Genomic DNA, 18,478 nt, shown 5'->3' on the forward strand with positions numbered 1-18,478 from the left:
GGTCAGCCCTGCGGCGTCGAGGCCTTGCGCGCCCGTGCCCGGGCAAGCCCGAGCTGGCGCTCGCGATAGATGATGAAGATGCCGGCGCTGATGACGATGACCGCACCCGTCATCATTTCGCTGGACGGAATATCGCCGAACAGCATGTAGCCGATAACCAGGCCGAGCAGCATCGACGTATATTCAAACGGCGCGATGGTCGACATGTCAGCGTGCCGGTAGCTCTCGGTCAGAAGGATTTGCGCCACGCCGCCGGCAATACCGGCCATGACCAGGAAAGTCGCCTGCATCGGCGTGGGCCAGACCCAGCCGAAAGGCAGGCTGACCAGCGCGATGACGCTCGAGGCAATCGAGAAGTAAACGACGATGGTCGGGGTGCGTTCAGTCTGGACCAGCCGCCGCACCAGGAGCATGGCGATGGCCGCAAGCCCTGCCCCGCAAAGGGTGGCGAGCGCGCCGATTGCCTCTTCGCCGCCGAATTCGCTTTGACCGGTGAAGAACGTCATGCGCGGCCAGAGAATGATCAGCACGCCGATGAGCCCGACAAACACAGCGCTCCAGCGGTAAAGCCGCACGGTCTCGCGCAGGAACACGGCGCTGCACAATACGGTCAGCAGGGGCGTGGCATAGCTGAGGGCAATCGCTTCCGGCAACGGCAGCTTGGTAAGGCCGTAGAAACTGGCACTCATGGCGCTGACGCCGACAAAACCGCGCCAGAAGTGGCTGAAGGGTTCATTGGTCTTGAACGCGACGTTCAGCTGGCCCTGCCACGCGATGAACACGACAACCGGAAAGATGGCGAAGAAGGAGCGGAAGAACACCAGCTGTCCTGCGGGGATACCGTCCGACGCTTTCAGCAGGCTGGACATGCAGACGAAGACGCAGACCGAAGCGACCTTGAGGCCAATTCCGAGCATGACATTGGTGCTGCGCACCTTATCCGTGAGGGGCGGTCCACCGTCTTTCTGGTGAACGATAGTTGTCACGACTGGTATTCCTTGAGGGAGCGAACGGAGAGAAACAGAATTGATATATCTGTATAGGTTACTTTGACGAATCCTTCCAGATACCAATGCGATCACGTTGCATGTTCCAAGCACATACGGAAGTGAACAAAAGCAACAGCATACGCGGAAAAAACCGGCTGCTTTGTTGTATGCCGGGGCAAACACGGCTACGGTCCGGCACCACAAAAAGGACAGTTTCCCAATGCGTACCGATACCGGCCAGATCTTTCATCTTGAAGATTACAAGCCAACCGATTTTCTTATTCCCGAAACCCACCTTGAATTCTCGCTCCATCCCGAGCGCACCATCGTCAAGTCGACACTGCATATCGAACGCCGGCCGGGCGTTGCCACCGATGCACCGCTTGTCCTTGACGGCGACGAACTCACACTCATCGACATCAGCATCGACGGCGTCGCATTGGGCGACAATGCCTATGTCGCAACGCCCGATCGCCTTGAAATCAGCGCCCTGCCCGAGAGCGGCACGTTCAAGCTGCAGATCACCACGGAAGTCAATCCGACCACCAATCGCCAGTTGACCGGCCTTTACCGCTCAAGCGGGGTATATTGCACCCAGTGCGAAGCGGAAGGCTTCCGCCGCATCACCTATTTCTACGACCGCCCTGATCTCCTGTCTGTCTATACGGTGCGCGTTGAAGCCGATGCCGTGGAAGCGCCGCTGCTTCTGGCCAACGGCAATCCGGGCGAAAAGGGTGTCCTGGCCGATGGTCGGCATTTTGCCGTCTGGCACGATCCCCATCCCAAGCCTGCCTACCTTTTTGCACTTGTGGCGGGCGATCTCGGGGTCATCACCGACAGTTTCACCACCGCCTCGGGCCGCCCCGTCGATCTCGGCATCTATGTCGAGCACGGCAAGGAGCCGCGCGCGCTCTACGCCATGGATGCGCTGAAGCGTTCGATGAAGTGGGACGAGGATGTTTTCGGCCGCGAATATGATCTCGACGTCTTCAACGTCGTTGCTGTCTCCGACTTCAACATGGGCGCGATGGAGAACAAGGGGCTCAACGTCTTCAACGACAAATATGTGCTTGCCGACCACGAGACCGCGACCGATATCGACTATGCCGGCATCGAAGCGGTGATCGCCCACGAATATTTCCACAACTGGACGGGCAACCGCATCACCTGCCGCGACTGGTTCCAGCTGTGCCTGAAGGAAGGCCTGACGGTTTTCCGCGATCACGAATTTTCCGCCGACATGCGCTCGCGCGCCGTCAAGCGCATCGCCGAGGTCAAGGGTCTCAAAGCCCACCAGTTCCCGGAAGATGCCGGCCCCCTCGCCCATCCCGTGCGCCCGCGCCAGTTCCGCGAGATCAACAATTTCTACACGGCAACCGTCTATGAAAAGGGCTCGGAAGTCGTGCGCATGATCCGCACCATTCTCGGCGCCGACCTCTTCCGCAAGGGGATGGATCTGTATTTCGAGCGCCATGACGGCGATGCGGCGACAATCGAGGACTTCATCAAGGTGTTCGAGGAGGCCTCCGGCGAGGATTTGAGCCAGTTTGCCCTCTGGTACGATCAGGCTGGTACGCCCAATCTCGCCATCACCTATGATTACGATCAGGCGACGCAGACCTTTGAAATCGAGATCGAACAGTCGCTGAAGGCCACCCCCGGACAATCATCGAAGAAGCCCATGCACATTCCCGTGCAGTTTGCCCTGCTGGGCGCCAAGGGGCGTGAGCTGAGGCCGAAATCCGTCAAGGGTGGAACGGTCAAGGGCGATGTCATCCACCTGTTCAAGCGCAAGGAACGGCTGAGCTTTTCCGGCATCACCGAACGGCCGGTGCCCTCCCTCTTGCGCGGTTTCTCCGCTCCGGTCACCATGACCAGCGAGCTCACCCGCTCCGATCTGACGTTCCTCGCCCGCCACGACGGCGACGCCGTCAACCGCTGGCAGGCACTGACGCAGCTGCTGACGGCGAAACTGACCAGCAACGCCAAACGCGTGCGCGGCGGCAAGTCCGCCACCATTGAAAGCTCGTCGATCAAGCTTCTCGGCGAAATCGCCTTCAACAGCAATCTGGACGAGGCTTTCCGGGCGCTGTGCCTTGGCCTGCCGTCGGAAAGCGATATCGCCCGGGAACTCGGCAGCAATATCGACCCCGACGCGATTCTGGGCAGCCGCGAGGCGTTCATTCTTGCCGTCGCCGAAGCGCATGCCGCCAAATTCGATCAGCTGCATGACGATCTCGACCACAGCGGCCCGTTCAAGCCGGATGCGACAAGCGCCGGACGGCGTGCCTTGCGCAATGTGCTGCTCGATTATCTCAGCGCTGCCGACGGCAGCCCGAAACGCGCGGCGGCCCAATTCAGCCATGCGGACAACATGACGGACCGCGTCGCGGCGCTGGCGGTGCTCGTCCAGCGCTTCGGCGACAGCACCCAGACAAAGAATGCGCTCAAGGCATTCGAGGACCGCTTCGGCAATGATGCCCTCGTCATGGACAAATGGTTCATCGTCCAGGCGACCCAGCCGGGCGAAGGCGCCCTGGCCAGGGTGCGCTATCTGATGACTCACAAGCTGTTCTCGCTCGACAACCCTAACCGGACACGCGGCCTGATCGGCGCCTTCTCCAGCGGCAACCAGACCGGTTTCAACCGTGCCGATGGCGAGGGTTACAGATTCTTCGCCGAGACCATCCTGACCGTCGACAAGAAGAACCCGCAGCTTGCGGCGCGGCTCCTGACAGCCATGCGCTCCTGGCGCTCGTTCGAGGCGGTGCGGCGCGAGCATGCGCGCGAGGCCCTGGCCTCCATCGCCGTGGTCAAGGACCTCTCCGCCGACGTCAGCGACATCGTTCAAAGGACGCTCGCCTGAGCTGCTTCACACCGGTTTTGCCTGAAGATTCGGTTGTCTCTTCCCCGTTTTGATGCCCCGGCCGGTTATCCACCGGCCGGGGCATAGTTTTACCCCTCGCCGGCCTTTTCCGGACGTGGAGTCTTTTCAAAGGCTTAGTCGAATCGGCTGCAAAACTGATTCATGGCTGCCACAATGATTGCTAAATATTTAACAAAAGGACTGGACACACCGAATCAGTTTTGATTCACTACAGGTGCTTCGGATGTGCGGCGTGGCGAAGCAAATCACTGATTATACGGGCAATTGAGGGGGCCATTCGATGGCAAATGCGGACGCGTATCGCGCGCCGACGGGGAAGGATTATGCCGGAAAGCGGGAGACTGCGCGGGGGCGCACCCGTCTTTCCGGTCATATCAAACTTCTCGCTGACCCTGCCTACGGCAAGCTGCTGGCGGCGGAGCCTTACCTGCGCCGTGCCATTCCGCCGCTGATCATTATTTTCCTCATCATCCTCGCAACGGCCCGTGCGATGTCGCTCCTGTCATGGCGCGACGATACGGAGCGGACGGCCCGCGCCACGCTGGCGCTGGCCGCGAACCACATGGCGAGCATCATCGACAACCGGATGAAGGCCGGCCAGAAACTCGACGGCGGCGAGCTGCAGAACATCATCGCCGAGATGCGTTCCAACGACCTCATCCCGCATGGCATGTGGATCGCCATTGCCTCGGGTGAATCGAAGATCGTCGCCTCGTCGGATGGCGGCGACCGCTGGCGCGACAAGAATCTGGAAAGCTTTGTCACCGACGGCCAGCCGCTGTTCCTGTTCGGCGAGCGCGCCGGGGTGATGGAAGTGCGCATGAACGGCACGACGGGCCTTGCCGCGTTCAGCCGGACCGGCAGCGGCGGCTATTCCGTCTTCGTCATGCATCCCGTCGATGCGATCTTTGCCGAATGGCGGCGGATGATATCCGTCAATGTCACGCTGTTCGCCGGAACCGCCGCGATCATGCTGGTGGTCCTCTATGCCTATTTCAGCCAGTCGGCCCGGGCGCAGGATGCCGATGCGCTCTACCAGCACACCCAGGCGCGGGTGGATACGGCGCTGGCACGCGGACGCTGCGGGCTGTGGGATTGGGATATGGCGCGCGGCCGGGTCTACTGGTCGCGGTCCATGTATGAAATGCTCGGCTATGAAGCCTATGACGCGATCCTGTCGCTGGGGGATATTTCATCCATCATCCACGAGGACGACGACAAGCTGTACGGTCTGGCCGCCCAGGTGGCAGCGGGCGAGATCAGCCAGATCGACCGGGTGTTCCGCATGCGCCACGCCGAGGGCCACTGGGTCTGGATGCGGGTGCGCGCGCAGGTTGCCGATGCCTCCGTCGGCGACACGCATCTCGTCGGCGTTGCCGTCGATGTCAGCGAACAGCACCGCTTTGCCCAGCAGACCGCACAGGCCGACCAGCGCATCCGCGAAGCCATCGAGAGCATTTCCGAAACCTTCGTTCTCTGGGATGCGGACAATCGCCTCGTCATGTCCAACAGCAAGTTCAACGAATATTCCGGCCTGGCCAATGAATGCCTGCTTCCCGGCATCGGCAGGGATGAACTGGAGCCGCGCATCCGCGCCGTTGCGTTTGAAAAGCGCATGGCCAATGAACATGGCCGTGCCGGCGCGCTGACCTTCGAACGGCAGCTGGCCGACGGCCGCTGGCTGCAGGTCAATGAACGGCGCACGCAGGATGGCGGGCTGGTGTCGGTGGGCACGGACATTACCCAATTGAAGGTGCACGAAGAGCGGCTGGTCGACAGCGAGCGCCGCCTGATGGCGACCATTCACGACCTCAGCCTTGCGCGCAAATCCGAAGTCGAGCGCACGCTCGAACTCACCGAACTCAACAGCAAATATGCGGTGGAGAAGGAACGCGCCGAGGCGGCCAACCGGGCGAAATCCGAATTTCTCGCCAACATGTCGCACGAACTGCGCACGCCGCTCAACGCCATCATCGGCTTCTCCGAAATCATGCATTCCGGCACGTTCGGCCCGCTCGGTTCAGACCGCTACGAGGAATATGTGCAGGACATCCACACCAGCGGCAATTACCTGCTCAACGTGATCAATGACATTCTCGACATGTCGAAGATCGAGGCCGGTCACTTCTCACTCGACCGTGAAGAGATCGACCTTTGCCCGCTGATCAACGAGACGGTGCGCGTCGTCTCGCTGCAGGCGCTGAACAAGGACGTGAAGGTGGAAACAAAAATCGCCGACAGCGTCACGCTCAATGCCGACCGGCGGGCGATCAAGCAGATCCTGATCAACCTTCTGTCGAACGCGGTGAAATTCACCGATACGGGCGGACGCATCTCGGTGCGGGCGCGCAAGGTGTCGGGCGCGCTGGTATTCACCATCGAGGATACGGGCTGCGGTATTCCGAAATCGGCGCTGAAGAAGATCGGCCAGCCGTTCGAACAGGTGGAAAACCAGTTCACCAAGACCCATACGGGTTCGGGCCTTGGGCTTGCCATTTCCCGCTCGCTGACCGAGCTGCATGGCGGCGCGCTGAAAATCCGCTCGACCGAGGGCGTCGGCACCATCGTCTCCGTGCGCATCCCCACCCGGACCATCGGCCCGGTGCGGGAGGAATGGCGGGTTTAGAACGCTCTACTTTCCGCTGGATTTGTTTGCACGCGCTTCACGCAGCACTGCATTGAATGTCTTGCGGACGGATTTCGCCGTGTCTTCCAGATGGGTTTCCACCCGCCCGAGATCGGGAAGATCGCAGGCGCGGCACAGGAGATCGCCGAGGCCGGGCGGAAAATCCTCGCGCCGGGTGTCGCTGTTCAGGCACAGCCGGATAATCTGCGTCAGCTCCGTATAAAGATTGGCAGCGCCCACCAGTTGATCCGTCACGACCGGTTCGGCAAAACCGGCCTTGAGCTTTGTCAGCACCTCAGCCGTCGAATGAGCGATGATCGGACCCTCGACATTGCCGGTGAGCACGGCGAACTGGGCGATGAATTCCAGATCGATGATGCCGCCGGGAACCAGCTTCATGTCCCAGGCGTCGCGCGGCGGCTTCTCCGTTTCCAGCAGTGCCCGCATTTCGGCCACGTCCTTGGCAATCTTTGCCGGATCGCGCGGCAGGCTGAGAATCTCGCTGATTTCTGTCTCGATCTCACCGAACAGCGCGGTATCGCCCGCCACGGGCCGCGCCCGGGTCAACGCCATGTGTTCCCAGGTCCAGGCTTCCGTGCGTTGATACTTACGGAAGGAATCGATATGCGTCGCCACCGGCCCCTTGTTGCCGGAGGGGCGCAGGCGGAAATCCACCTCGTAGAGAACGCCCTCCGCCGTCGGGGCGGAAAGCGCCGCGATCAGGCGCTGGGTCAGCCGCATATAGTATTGCGATGGCGCCAGCTGCTTTTCGCCATCGGATTCCTCGGCATCCGCATCATGGTCATAAAGCAGGATGAGATCGATGTCGGAGCCTGCGGTCAGCTCGCGGCTGCCCAGCTTGCCCATACCGAGAATGGCGATGCGCCCGCCGGACACGACGCCGTGCTTGCTCGCGAATTCGTCGATCACCGCCTGCAAGGCCCGGTCGATGACCAGATCGGCGAGATCGGAAAAGGCCTTGCCTGCCCGGATACCGTCGATGGCGCCGGTCAGAAGCCGGATGCCGATGAGAAAGCGATGCTCGGCTGCAAAAATCCGCAGGCGGTCAAGGATGTCCTCATAGACTTTGGCTGGTCCAAGAAAGTTTTCCAGCCGCTCGGCCAGATAGGCGCGGGTCGGAATATCGGCGAAGATCGCCGGATCGAGCATGCCGTCGAAGACATGCGGTTTGCGGGTGATGATGTCGGCAAGGCGCGGCGCGGCACCCATGATCAGGACGAGCAGATCAAGCAGCCGCGGGTTGGACTGCAAAAGGCTGAACAGCTGGATGCCGGCGGGCAGGCCCTTGATCATCTCGTCAAAGCGCATCAGCGCTTCGTCGGCCCGGCTCGTCGCGCCGAAGGCCTTGAGCAGCACGGGCGTCAGTTCAGTCAGGCGCTCGCGCGATTCCGCCGATTGGGTGGCGCGGTAGCGGCCGAAATGCCAGGTGCGGATGACGCGGCAGATATCGCTCGGGCGTTCGAAGCCGAATTTCGCCAGGGTTTCCAGCGTATCGGGATCGTCGACATCGCCGGTGAACACCAGATTACCGGCCTCGCCCGCCAGTTCCTGCGCCTGTTCGAACAGCGCCGCATAGTGCGTTTCGACCGTTTTCAGCGACTGGCGGAAATCGGCGGCAAAGGCGTCACCGTCGCGATAGCCCATCATGTGGGCCACCCGCAGGAAATTCTCGTCGTCTTCCGGCAGCATATGGGTCTGTTCGTCGGCGATCATCTGGATGCGGTGCTCCACATCGCGCAGAAAGCCGTATTTCTCCACCAGCGTGTCGCGTGCCTCCGCACTGATCCAGCCAAGGCCGTTGAGCGCCGCCAGCATGTCCACCGTGCGCGAGCCGCGCAGCTGCGGAAAGCGGCCGCCGGCAATCAGCTGCTGGGTTTGCACGAAAAATTCGATTTCGCGGATCCCGCCCCGGCCAAGCTTGACGTTGTGTCCACGCACGGCAATTTCGCCGTGGCCCTTATGGGCATGGATTTGCCGCTTGATCGAATGCACGTCGGCAATGGCGGCATAGTCGAGATATTTGCGCCAGACATAGGGCGCAAGCTCCGCCAGCACCTGCCTGCCCGCGGCGATATCGCCGGCGACGGGCCGCGCCTTGATCATGGCGGCACGTTCCCAGTTCTGGCCGCGCCCCTCATAATAGTTGAGCGCTGCGCCGACGGGAATTGCCAGCGGGGTTGATCCGGGATCCGGGCGCAGGCGCAGATCGGTGCGGAAGACATAGCCGTCGGCCGTGCGGTCCTGCAGGATGCGCACCAGACGCCGCGTCAGGCGCGAAAACGTTTCGACGCATTCATAGGGATCGGGAATGGCCGGGCTGTGCTCGTCGATGAAGACGATCAGGTCGATATCAGAGGAATAGTTCAGTTCGAACGCGCCGAACTTGCCCATGGCGAGGATGATCCAGCCGCACTGCTTTTCCGGGTGTTCCGGGTCCGGAAGCTTGAGTTTGCCGGACTCGTGCGCATCGCGCAGCAGGAACCGCACCGCCGCCCGCACGCTTTCTTCCGCCAGCCGCGACAGCCAGCGTGTTGTTTCTGCCGTATCGAACACGCCGGAAAGATCGCCCAGCGCGATCAGCACATGCCCCTCCAGTTTCAACTGGCGCAGGACAGCCATAATGCCGGTTTCGGTGATATTCTCTGCTTCCGAGCTTGCCGCCACGCTCTGCATGAGCGCGTCAAGACGCTGTGCCAGCGGCATGGTGAACAGCGGTTCCAGAATGGCAGGGCGGCGGATGAAGACCGTGCGCAGATAGGGCGAGAGGTCAAGGACAGCCGCCAGGAAGGCCGCCGCTTGTCCATGGCCCTTCACGCCAGCGGTGGCAGGGCATTCCTTCCCGGCGGCGCTGTCGGCAAGCTCGGCCAGAAAGGCGGCGGCCGCCTTCTTGTCCAGCGGTGTCAGCGGGCGCAGATCGCGGGCGAAAAACGCTGCATCATCAAGGCCGGATGCCCTGGTCCTGACATTCATTTGGTCTCCTCCCCCACCGGGAAAGCGAGCACAGCGCGCAGCCCCGGAGCATTGTCCTGCAATTCCAGAGTGCCACCGTGCAATTTCATCACCGCCTTGGCAAGACTGAGACCCAGTCCTGACCCCGGTTGCGAACGGCTTTCCTCCAGGCGCACGAAACGCTCCGTGGCCCGATCCACCTGATCGGGCGGGATGCCCGGGCCATTGTCAGTGACAATCACCCGGATCGTGTGATCCTGCTTTTCCACAGCGAGGGATATTTCCACCGGCTTTTCACCGCCGCCGGCATATTTGATGGCGTTGTCGACCAGATTGGAGATGGTCTGCCCGACCAGTTCGCGGTTGATGCGGACCGGCGTTGCATCCTCCGCGCCCAGAACGAAACGGATGCCCGCCTCTTCGGCCGTGGGCTCGTACAGCTCATAGACGTCCTGCACGACCGTCGACAGCGGCAACAGCTCCATCGTCTCGGAGGAATAACCGGATTCCAGCCGCGAAATCATCAAAATGGCATTGAAAGTGCGGATCAGCTGGTCGGAATCGGCAATCATTCCGTCCAGCGCGGCCCGATAGGCCTTGGTGGTCGTGGCATTGGCCAGGGCGGATTCCGCCCGGTTGTGCATGCGGGTCAGCGGTGTCTTGAGGTCATGCGCGATGTTGTCGGAGACATGGCGCACCCCCTCGTTCAATTCCTGGATACGCGCCAGCATGCCGTTGAGATTGGCGGCCAGACGGTCGAACTCATCGCCCGACCCGCTGACCGGCAGGCGTCCGGCGAGATCGCCGCCCATGATGCGCTGCGACGCGGCGGAAACCTCATCGATCCGGTGCAATGCGCGCCGCCCGACGAAAAACCAGATCAGAAACGCACCGACGCCCATGATGCCCAGCGCCGCGCCGAGCGAGCGCCGGACCACGAGCCGGATCTTTTCCGGCTCGCCCAGATCGCGGCCGACCATGACGCGGATGCCATTGGGCATGACGATCACCCGCGCGATGGCGGTATGCACCTGCGGATCGCTGCTGGTTTCGCCATAGCGTTCATAGGCAATCGGCCGCTCGATCCAGCCGTCGGTCTGCAGAACACCCGCCTCGATGCTCTGCACATTGCCGGCGACGATGCGTCCGGCGGGATCGGCGACGAGATAGAGATAGGCGCCGGGCTGACGGCTGCGCCGGTCAACCGAGCGCACAAGACCGGCAATGCCGGCGCGCTGATAGGACTGGCCGACGCTTTCGACCTCCTCGTTGACGGCGGCTTCAGTCTGGGATGTGAGAAGATTGACGGAAAGACTGGTCATGTAGAAGACCAGCACGATGGCGCAAACGGTAAAAAGCAGAAGATACAGCGCTGACAGCCGGACGGCTGTCATTTTCATCATGGCAAGAAAGCGGCTCATGCATCGATTCCGCCAGCCTTGAGCATGTAGCCGGCGCCGCGCACCGTGTGCAGCAGGGGCGTGTCGAAACCTTTCTCGATCTTGCCGCGCAGGCGCGAGACATGCACGTCGATCACATTGGTCTGCGGGTCGAAATGATAATCCCAGACATGCTCGAGCAGCATGGTGCGGGTCACCACCTGACCGGAGTGACGCATCAGATACTCCAGCAGGCGGAATTCACGCGGCTGCAGGACAATGGCCTGGCCGGCGCGCTTGGCCGTGTGGGACAGGCGGTCGAGTTCCAGATCGCCGACCCGGTACATGGTTTCCGCCTCTTTCGGGCTGGAACGGCGCTGCAGCACTTCGATGCGCGCCAGCAATTCCGAGAATGCATAGGGTTTGGTGAGATAATCATCGCCGCCGGCGCGCAGGCCGGTCACCCGGTCATCCACCTGCCCCAGCGCGGAAAGAATGAGCGCCGGCGTATCGATGCCCTGGGCGCGCAGGGCGGCGACAACGGATAGGCCGTCACGGCGCGGCAGCATGCGGTCAACGATCAGCGCATCATAGCTGCCCTGCTCCGCCAGGGTATAGCCGGTCTCGCCATCGCCTGCCAGATCGGCGGAGTGCCCGGCCTCGGCAAAGGCCTTTTCCAGATAACGGGCCGCTTCACGGTCATCTTCAATAACGAGAATTTTCATGACGTTCATTCTAAGCCGGTTTTGAGACAGAGGTAAGCACCATAGCAATGGCACCCTTTACGGCAAGCGGGCAGCAGATCTGTCGACAATCTGCTGCCCTTTGCTTTGGCGCTAACGGGGGACAGGTGCAGCGCCGCTGCAATCCTATCCGGTCCGCTTAGCCCTGGTTGATGGGCAGGGCCACGAACCGCGACTGGTCGTTGGTCTGCACCTGCAGGAGAACGGCCTTGCGTCCGCTCTTCGTCGCTTCAGCAATCGCCGCATCGATGTCGGAGCCGCTCTTGACCGGCTTGTTGTTGACCGAGACGATGATGTCGCCGGTTGTGATGCCCTTGTCGGCGGCATCGCCGGAGCGATCCACATCGGTCACCACGACACCCTTGCCATCGTCGGAAGGAACAACCGTCAGGCCGTAATCATCCAGCACCGAAGCCGGATCCTGATGCTTGCCGCCGCTGTCCTTGTTCGATGCCTGCTTGTCATCGCCGGGCATCGACTTGATCGACACGTTGAGCGACTTGGCCTCGCCCTTGCGCCAGACGGTCAGTTCGGCATCCTTGCCCGGATTGATCGCGGCAATCTTCTTGGCCAGATCGCGGGGATCGGAGACCGTCTCGCCATTGACGGCGGTGATCACGTCGCCCGACTGGATACCGGCCTTGGCAGCGGGTCCATCGGACTGCGGTTCGGCAACCAGCGCACCCTTCTCTTCGGAAAGGCCAAGCGATTCGGCGATTTCCTTGCTGACCGGCTGTATCTGCACGCCGATCCAGCCACGGGAGACGGTACCGGTCTTGATCAGTTGGTCGACGACCATCTTGGCCGTCGTCGACGGGATGGCAAAGGCGATGCCGACGCTGCCGCCGGACGGCGAATAGATCGCGGTGTTGATGCCGACGACTTCACCGTTCAGGTTGAAAGCCGGACCGCCGGAATTGCCCTTGTTGACGGCCGCATCGATCTGCAGGAAGTCATCATAAGGACCGGCGCCGATATCGCGGCCGCGCGCCGAAATGATACCGGCCGTCACCGTGCCGCCGAGACCGAAGGGATTGCCGACCGCAACGACCCACTGGCCGACACGCATCTTGTTGTCATCGCCGAAGGACACGTAGGTGAACTTGCGCTTGTCGTCGACCTTGAGAACGGCGAGATCGGTACGCTTGTCCTTACCGATCAGCTTGGCATCGAGTTCGGTGCCGTCATTGAGTACAACGGTGTAGGTGCTGCCGTCTTCGACCACATGGTCATTGGTGACGAGATAGCCATCCTCCGAAATGAAGAAGCCCGAGCCCTGGGCGGTGGGACGCATGCGGTCCGGACGGTTCTGGTGATCGCGCGGACCCTTGCGCGGCTGCATGCCGCGCTGGCCGTTCGGGCCGCCGAATTCATAGAAGAAGCGCTTGAGCGGATGATTGTCGGGAAGCTGGTCGAAGCCGGGAATGCCCGAACCGTCATCGGCGGTCTGCTGGACGGAACTCTTCACCCGGACGCTGACAACAGCGGGGCTCACCTTTTCAACGACATCGGCAAAGCCGGGCTGCTGCGCGCCGTCTACACGCACGGCTTCAGCCTGCGCAGGCACAACGGCAGCGAGCGGGCCTGTGGCCAGCAGTCCCCCGGCGAGCGCCGAGGCGAGCAGCGCGGCAGCAATGCCCTTGCGGTATGTGGAGGACGTACGATTGTTAGACATAAAACTTTCTCCTTGGACGCCCGATCGGAAATCCGACCGTTTAATAACCAACAGTGATACAGATAAGAACGTTACGCCGCCATTTCCGCAACATGACAAATTTGTAAGATAATTTTCTGGCGCTGCGATTCGTCAGCCACTGGAGGATAGCCCATATGCCATCAATGCCACCGCTCGGATCCACAATGCGTACGCACCAGCCCTATCCGGGCGTTTATGCATTTTACGATGGCAGGATAGACGGCGCGCGCGCCTATTCCGCCGATCCGAACTGGCTGGATGACGGAGCCTATACGCTTGGCCTGTGTTCCTACGCCATCGTTTCCGGCGAGGAAGCTCTGGTTTATGACACCAGTATTTCAAACCAGCATGCGGCGCTGATCCGCAACACGCTGCAGGAGGCAGGCGTGCGGCACATCCGCGTGGTGCTCAGCCACTGGCATGTGGATCATGTGGCAGGCAATGCGGTGTTTGCCGATTGCGAGATCATCGCCAATGTCCTGACGGCCAAGGCGCTTACCGACAACAGGCAACGGCTGGAGAACGGCACGCCGCCCATCCGGCCGCTGGTCATGCCCAACAGCATCTTCACGGGCGAGCGCGACCTGAAGATCGGCGACATCGCGGTGCAACTGCGTCACGTGGATATTCACAGCCATGACGGCACGGTGATGATCCTGCCGCATCTGAAGCTGCTGTTTGCCGGCGACGCGCTGGAAGAGCCGATCACCTATGTGGCGGAACCGAACCGGCTGGAAAACCACCTGCTCGATCTGGAACGGATTTCAACCTGGGATATCGAAAAAATTCTGCCCAATCACGGCGCGGAGAATGTGATCGTGGCCGGCGGCTATGGACCGGAACTGATTGCCGCCACGGGGCGCTATGTCAGCAAGCTGATGCGCCTGCGCAACGAGCCGGAGCTGGCTGGCGATGACCTGCAGGCGTTTACCGCGGATGATTTCCGTTCGGGCGTGCTGACCTATTACGCACCCTACGAGCCGGTCCACAGGCAGAATGTGGAATCGGTCATCGGCGCGCATCGCAAATAGCGGTTGCGGATCAATCGTTGGAAGCAGCCAGGAGTTTCTTGAGCTGCTTCTTTTCGCTGTCGGACAGCGGCGCCGTTTCCAGAGGAGAACGGCGGCGGCGGCGAATCGAAACCACGATGGCGATTGCACCGGCAACCAGCGCCGCAACGGGAAAACCCCACAGCAGGATCGTGCTCAGCATCAGGCGCGGCTTCAACAGGACGAATTCGCCGTAGCGGGCGACGATGAAATCGAGCACCTGCTCGTCCGTATCGCCTGCCGTCAGCCGTTCACGCACCAGCACACGCAAATCCCTGGCCAGGTCCGCGTTGGAATCATCGATCGACTGGTTCTGGCACACCATGCAGCGCAGCTCGGTGGACAGGGTGCGCGCCCGTGTCTCCAGTGCCGGGTTGGCCAGCATCTCGTCGGGCGAGACGGCGCGTGCGCCGGTCGCCGCGAAGCTCAGGGCCGTCAGCAACAGCAAAACCGCGGCGAGCGCGCGCCTCATGCCACGGCTCCCCTCGCCCGCTGCGGCTTGGCAGCTTTTGCCTTGCCGGGTGCGCCGACCCGCAGGCGCCGGTCAGCCAGGGACATGGCGCCGCCGGCCATCATCACCAGCGCGCCGAGCCAGATCAGCGTGACATAGGGTTTCCACCAGACGCGCACGACCATGCCGCCATCCGGCGTGGCGTCGCCCAGCGAGACATAGAGCTGGCTGAAGAGGAATGTCTTGATGCCCGCCTCGGTGGTCTGCATCTTGCGCACGGGGTAGAAGCGCTTGGACGACATCATCGTGTCCACCTCCCGCGCCGCGCTGTCGAGGATGGTGAACTTGCCCTGATCCTCGGTGAAATTCGAATCCTTGACCGGATCGATGCGCTCAAAGCGCAGCGTGTAATCGGCGACCCGGATGGTCTGGCCCGGCTTCATCACCGTCACGTCTTCCGTGGCAAAGGTCGAGACGACAACGATGCCCAGGAGGGTGACGCCAAGGCCGAAATGGGCGAAGGCCGTGCCGAACACCGATTTCGGCAGGCCGGCCAGCCGCCGCAGCATGACGCTGACGGGTGCCTTGCCAAAACCGGCTTTCAGGGAAAGATCGGTGAGTGCGCCCAGCATCAGCCAGAACGCCAGGCCGATGCCGAACGCCGAGAAGATCGCCGTGCCCGAGGTCTTGTAGAGAACCACGGCCACCACCAGCAGGGCGAGGAAGAATGCCATCATCAGCCGCTGGGCGACGCCGAGAATATCACCGCGCTTCCATGCCATAAGCGGTCCGAATGGCACGGCGGCAAGCAGCGGGATCATCAGCGGACCAAAGGTCATGTTGAAAAACGGCGGCCCGACGGAAATCTTTTCGCCGGTCAATGTTTCCAGGAGCAGCGGATAGAGCGTACCGATCAGCACGGTTGCAGCAGCCGTCGTCAGGAAGAGGTTGTTGAACACCAGCGCCCCTTCCCGCGAGATCGGCTGGAACAGGCCGCCCGGCGCGAGCGTCTGGGCGCGGCGTGCGAACAGCGCCAGCGATCCGCCGATGAAAAGCACGAGAATGGCAAGAATGAACAGGCCGCGGCCCGGATCGGTGGCAAAGGTATGCACCGAGGTCAGGACGCCCGAGCGGACGAGGAAGGTGCCGAGCAGCGACAGGGAGAAGGTCAGGATGGCCAGCAGCACCGTCCAGATTTTCAGGGCCGAGCGCTTTTCCATCACCAGGGCCGAGTGCAGCAGCGCCGTTCCCGCCAGCCACGGCATGAACGAGGCGTTTTCAACCGGGTCCCAGAACCACCAGCCGCCCCAGCCAAGCTCGTAATAGGCCCAGTAGGAACCCATGGCGATGCCGCCGGTCAGGAACATCCAGGCTGTCAGCGTCCATGGCCGCACCCAGCGCGCCCAGGCGGCGTCGATACGCCCGTCGATGAGCGCTGCCACGGCAAAGGAGAAGCAGACGGAAAAGCCGACATAGCCGAGGTAAAGCAGCGGCGGATGGATGGCGAGACCAATGTCCTGCAGGATCGGGTTGAGGTCCTGCCCTTCGATCGGCGCGGGACTGGTGCGTGTGAACGGATTGGATGTGGCAACGATGAACAGCAGGAAGGCCGAGCCGATCCAGGCCTGCACGCCCAGCACATTGGCTTTGAGCGAAGGCGGCAGATTGTTGCCGAAAAAGGCAACCAGTGCGCTGAAGAACGTCAGGATGAGCACCCACAGCAGCATGGAGCCTTCATGGTTGCCCCAGACGCCGGTGATCTTGTACAGCATCGGCTTTTGCGAATGCGAGTTCTCCCAGACATTCTGCAGGGAGAAATCCGACACGATGTAGGCGGATGTCAGTGCGACAAAGGCAAGTGCGATCAGGGCAAAGACCGTGAAGGCAGCAGGAACGGCAACGGCCATCATGCGGTCGTCATTGCGCCGCGCACCCCACACGGGCACCACGGCCTGCACGATGGACAGGGCGAGCGCCAGAACCAGTGCGAAATGTCCGAGCTCAACGGTCATGGCTGCTTGTTCTCCCCCTGCCAGACGCCCTTGGCCTTCAGACTGTCGGCAACTTCCTTGGGCATATAGTTTTCATCATGCTTGGCAAGCACACTGTCCGCCTGAAACGCGCCGCCCGGCGCAAACGTGCCCTCGATCACCACGCCCTGATCCTCGCGGAAGAGATCGGGAAGGATACCGTTATAGGTCACGGGAACGCTCTTGATGTGATCGGTGACGGCAAAGGTGATCCGTGTGCCCGTGCCGCGCACCACACTGCCCTTTTCAACCAGGCCGCCCAGCCGGAACCGCGATTCCGACTGCAGGTCCGCAGCGGCGATATCCGACGGCATGCGGAAAAACGCGATCCGCTGCTGCAGCGCAAACAGCACCAGGCCGGCCGCGCAGGCCAGCACCACCAGGGCGCCGCCGATCACCGAAAGCCGTTTCTGCTTGCGCGTCATTATTTCTTCTCCCGCGGCGTGTCGCCGGGCTGTTCCACCAGGCCCAGATCATCGGCGACTGCGTCGAGACGCGCAACCTTGTCGGCGCTCAACACTTTGCGAGCATTCGCCAGCGCTTCCAGCGCATCGTTGGGGCGGTTGAGAACCACATAGGACCGGACCAGCTTTTCCCAGCCCTCGACATCGTCGGGTGATTGCTTGAGTTTTTCGGCAAGGCTGGAGACCATGCCCTCGATCATGGCGGCGCGATCCTGCACATTCATCCCGGCCGCCGCCTCGACCTGCGACGCATCGGGACCTGTCGCCCTGTCGATGTCGCTGACATCGGGCGCATCGCCGGCGATCTCCTTGTCGAGCCGTGTCAACGCCGCCTGCGCCTCGTCGCGCCACGGCACGTCGCTGGGTGCATCGACCAGCAGCTTGCGGATCAGGTCGCGCGATTCAACCAGCTTGCCCTGCTGCATCCAGCCGTTGATGATGAAGAACTGCGGGCGCATATCGCCGGGATTGAGCGTGAGCGCCCGGTTGAAACTGGCTTCCGCCTCGGGCGTCATCGTGCCGCCTGCTACGGCGCTCAACGCTTCGCCCAGACCCATTTGGCGCGGACCGCTGTCGCCGTTCAGGCGGATGGCATTGCGGTATGCGGTCACCGCATCGGCGGGGCGTCCCGTGCGCAGGTAGATCGGCGCCAGCACTTCCCATCCCTGCCCGTCATCGGGATTGAGGGTGAGATGCGCTTCGGCACGGGCAATCAGTTCGGCGGGTGTCGCCTGATCCGCCGGACGGGACAGGCGCTCGGCCAGCGGCTGCGCCGGCAGATCCGGCGAGCCGGTCTTGGCATAAATGCTCCAGGAAAGCAGCGGGATGGCCAGTACGGTCACCAGCGTCAGCCATTCGCGGGTGGCGCTCTTCTGCGGGCGATAGACCGTTTTGTCGACTTCGGCGGCTGCCGCCGACTTCAGCAGACGCCGGCTGATTTCAGCGCGCGCCTGTTCGCTGCTGACCGCATCGATGATGCCGCGCTTCTCGTCAGCCTCCAGCTCCCGCAACTGGTCACGGTAAACCTCGACATCATATGTGTTGTCCGACACGCTTGTTTTGACGCGGCGTGTCAGCGGCAATAGCACCACGAGCGTTGCAATAACGGTCAACAGTGCGGCAGAAATCCAGAAAACCATGCGTTGAGACATAGTCTGCAAGCGCCGTAAAATCCAAATGGATTTCATGGCTAGG

The 18,478-nt window shown here is 61.9% G+C and carries 12 protein-coding genes; 3 read left to right on the forward strand and 9 right to left on the reverse strand.

Annotated elements, in window-relative coordinates:
* Positions 1-2: 2 nt before the first annotated feature.
* A complete protein-coding gene (locus J1W56_RS01215; protein WP_223612367.1) occupies positions 3-917 on the reverse strand; it encodes a DMT family transporter in 915 nt (304 codons plus the stop codon).
* A gap of 292 nt (positions 918-1,209) precedes the next feature.
* Between J1W56_RS01215 and pepN the strand changes: the two genes are divergently transcribed.
* Entirely contained in the window at positions 1,210-3,855 is a 2,646-nt protein-coding gene (gene pepN / locus J1W56_RS01220; protein WP_223611364.1) for an aminopeptidase N, read from the forward strand.
* A gap of 301 nt (positions 3,856-4,156) precedes the next feature.
* Positions 4,157-6,502: a PAS domain-containing sensor histidine kinase gene (locus J1W56_RS01225; RefSeq protein WP_223611365.1), complete on the forward strand. Its 2,346-nt coding sequence runs from the start codon at positions 4,157-4,159 to the stop codon at positions 6,500-6,502.
* A gap of 6 nt (positions 6,503-6,508) precedes the next feature.
* Here J1W56_RS01225 and J1W56_RS01230 read toward each other — a convergent pair whose 3' ends face one another.
* From J1W56_RS01230 to J1W56_RS01245, 4 genes are all read right to left on the reverse strand, one after another.
* On the reverse strand, positions 6,509-9,493 hold the full coding sequence (locus J1W56_RS01230) for a bifunctional [glutamine synthetase] adenylyltransferase/[glutamine synthetase]-adenylyl-L-tyrosine phosphorylase (RefSeq protein ID WP_223611366.1): 2,985 nt from the start codon (positions 9,491-9,493) through the stop codon (positions 6,509-6,511).
* On the reverse strand, positions 9,490-10,893 hold the full coding sequence (locus tag J1W56_RS01235) for a sensor histidine kinase (protein WP_223611367.1): 1,404 nt from the start codon (positions 10,891-10,893) through the stop codon (positions 9,490-9,492). The genes J1W56_RS01230 and J1W56_RS01235 overlap by 4 nt, the downstream gene beginning before the upstream one ends.
* The gene (locus tag J1W56_RS01240) at positions 10,890-11,576 is read right to left on the reverse strand and encodes a response regulator transcription factor (RefSeq protein WP_223611368.1); all 687 of its coding nucleotides are present in this window, start codon (positions 11,574-11,576) and stop codon (positions 10,890-10,892) included. The genes J1W56_RS01235 and J1W56_RS01240 overlap by 4 nt, the downstream gene beginning before the upstream one ends.
* Before the next feature lie 157 nt (positions 11,577-11,733).
* On the reverse strand, positions 11,734-13,269 hold the full coding sequence (locus tag J1W56_RS01245) for a Do family serine endopeptidase (RefSeq protein ID WP_223611369.1): 1,536 nt from the start codon (positions 13,267-13,269) through the stop codon (positions 11,734-11,736).
* 185 nt (positions 13,270-13,454) lie between these two features.
* Between J1W56_RS01245 and J1W56_RS01250 the strand changes: the two genes are divergently transcribed.
* Complete coding sequence (locus J1W56_RS01250; protein WP_223611370.1) at positions 13,455-14,321, forward strand: MBL fold metallo-hydrolase; 867 nt, start codon at positions 13,455-13,457, stop codon at positions 14,319-14,321.
* Positions 14,322-14,331: 10 nt separating this feature from the next.
* On the opposite strand, the gene J1W56_RS01255 is transcribed toward J1W56_RS01250, so the two are convergent.
* The 4 genes from J1W56_RS01255 to ccmI are packed head-to-tail and all read right to left on the reverse strand — an operon-like array spanning position 14,332 to position 18,423.
* Positions 14,332-14,811 carry a cytochrome c-type biogenesis protein gene (locus J1W56_RS01255; RefSeq protein ID WP_223611371.1) on the reverse strand — a complete coding sequence of 160 codons (480 nt, stop codon included), beginning with the start codon at positions 14,809-14,811 and terminating at the stop codon, positions 14,332-14,334.
* On the reverse strand, positions 14,808-16,802 hold the full coding sequence (locus J1W56_RS01260; RefSeq protein WP_223611372.1) for a heme lyase CcmF/NrfE family subunit: 1,995 nt from the start codon (positions 16,800-16,802) through the stop codon (positions 14,808-14,810). Before J1W56_RS01260 ends, J1W56_RS01255 begins: the two co-directional genes overlap by 4 nt.
* Complete coding sequence (gene ccmE / locus J1W56_RS01265; protein WP_223611373.1) at positions 16,799-17,245, reverse strand: cytochrome c maturation protein CcmE; 447 nt, start codon at positions 17,243-17,245, stop codon at positions 16,799-16,801. Before ccmE ends, J1W56_RS01260 begins: the two co-directional genes overlap by 4 nt.
* Positions 17,245-18,423: a c-type cytochrome biogenesis protein CcmI gene (ccmI, locus tag J1W56_RS01270; RefSeq protein ID WP_404928005.1), complete on the reverse strand. Its 1,179-nt coding sequence runs from the start codon at positions 18,421-18,423 to the stop codon at positions 17,245-17,247. Before ccmI ends, ccmE begins: the two co-directional genes overlap by 1 nt.
* Positions 18,424-18,478: the final 55 nt, after the last annotated feature.

It is taken from the genome of Phyllobacterium calauticae (assembly GCF_019991125.1).
Taxonomy (GTDB): Bacteria; Pseudomonadota; Alphaproteobacteria; order Rhizobiales; family Rhizobiaceae; genus Phyllobacterium; species Phyllobacterium calauticae.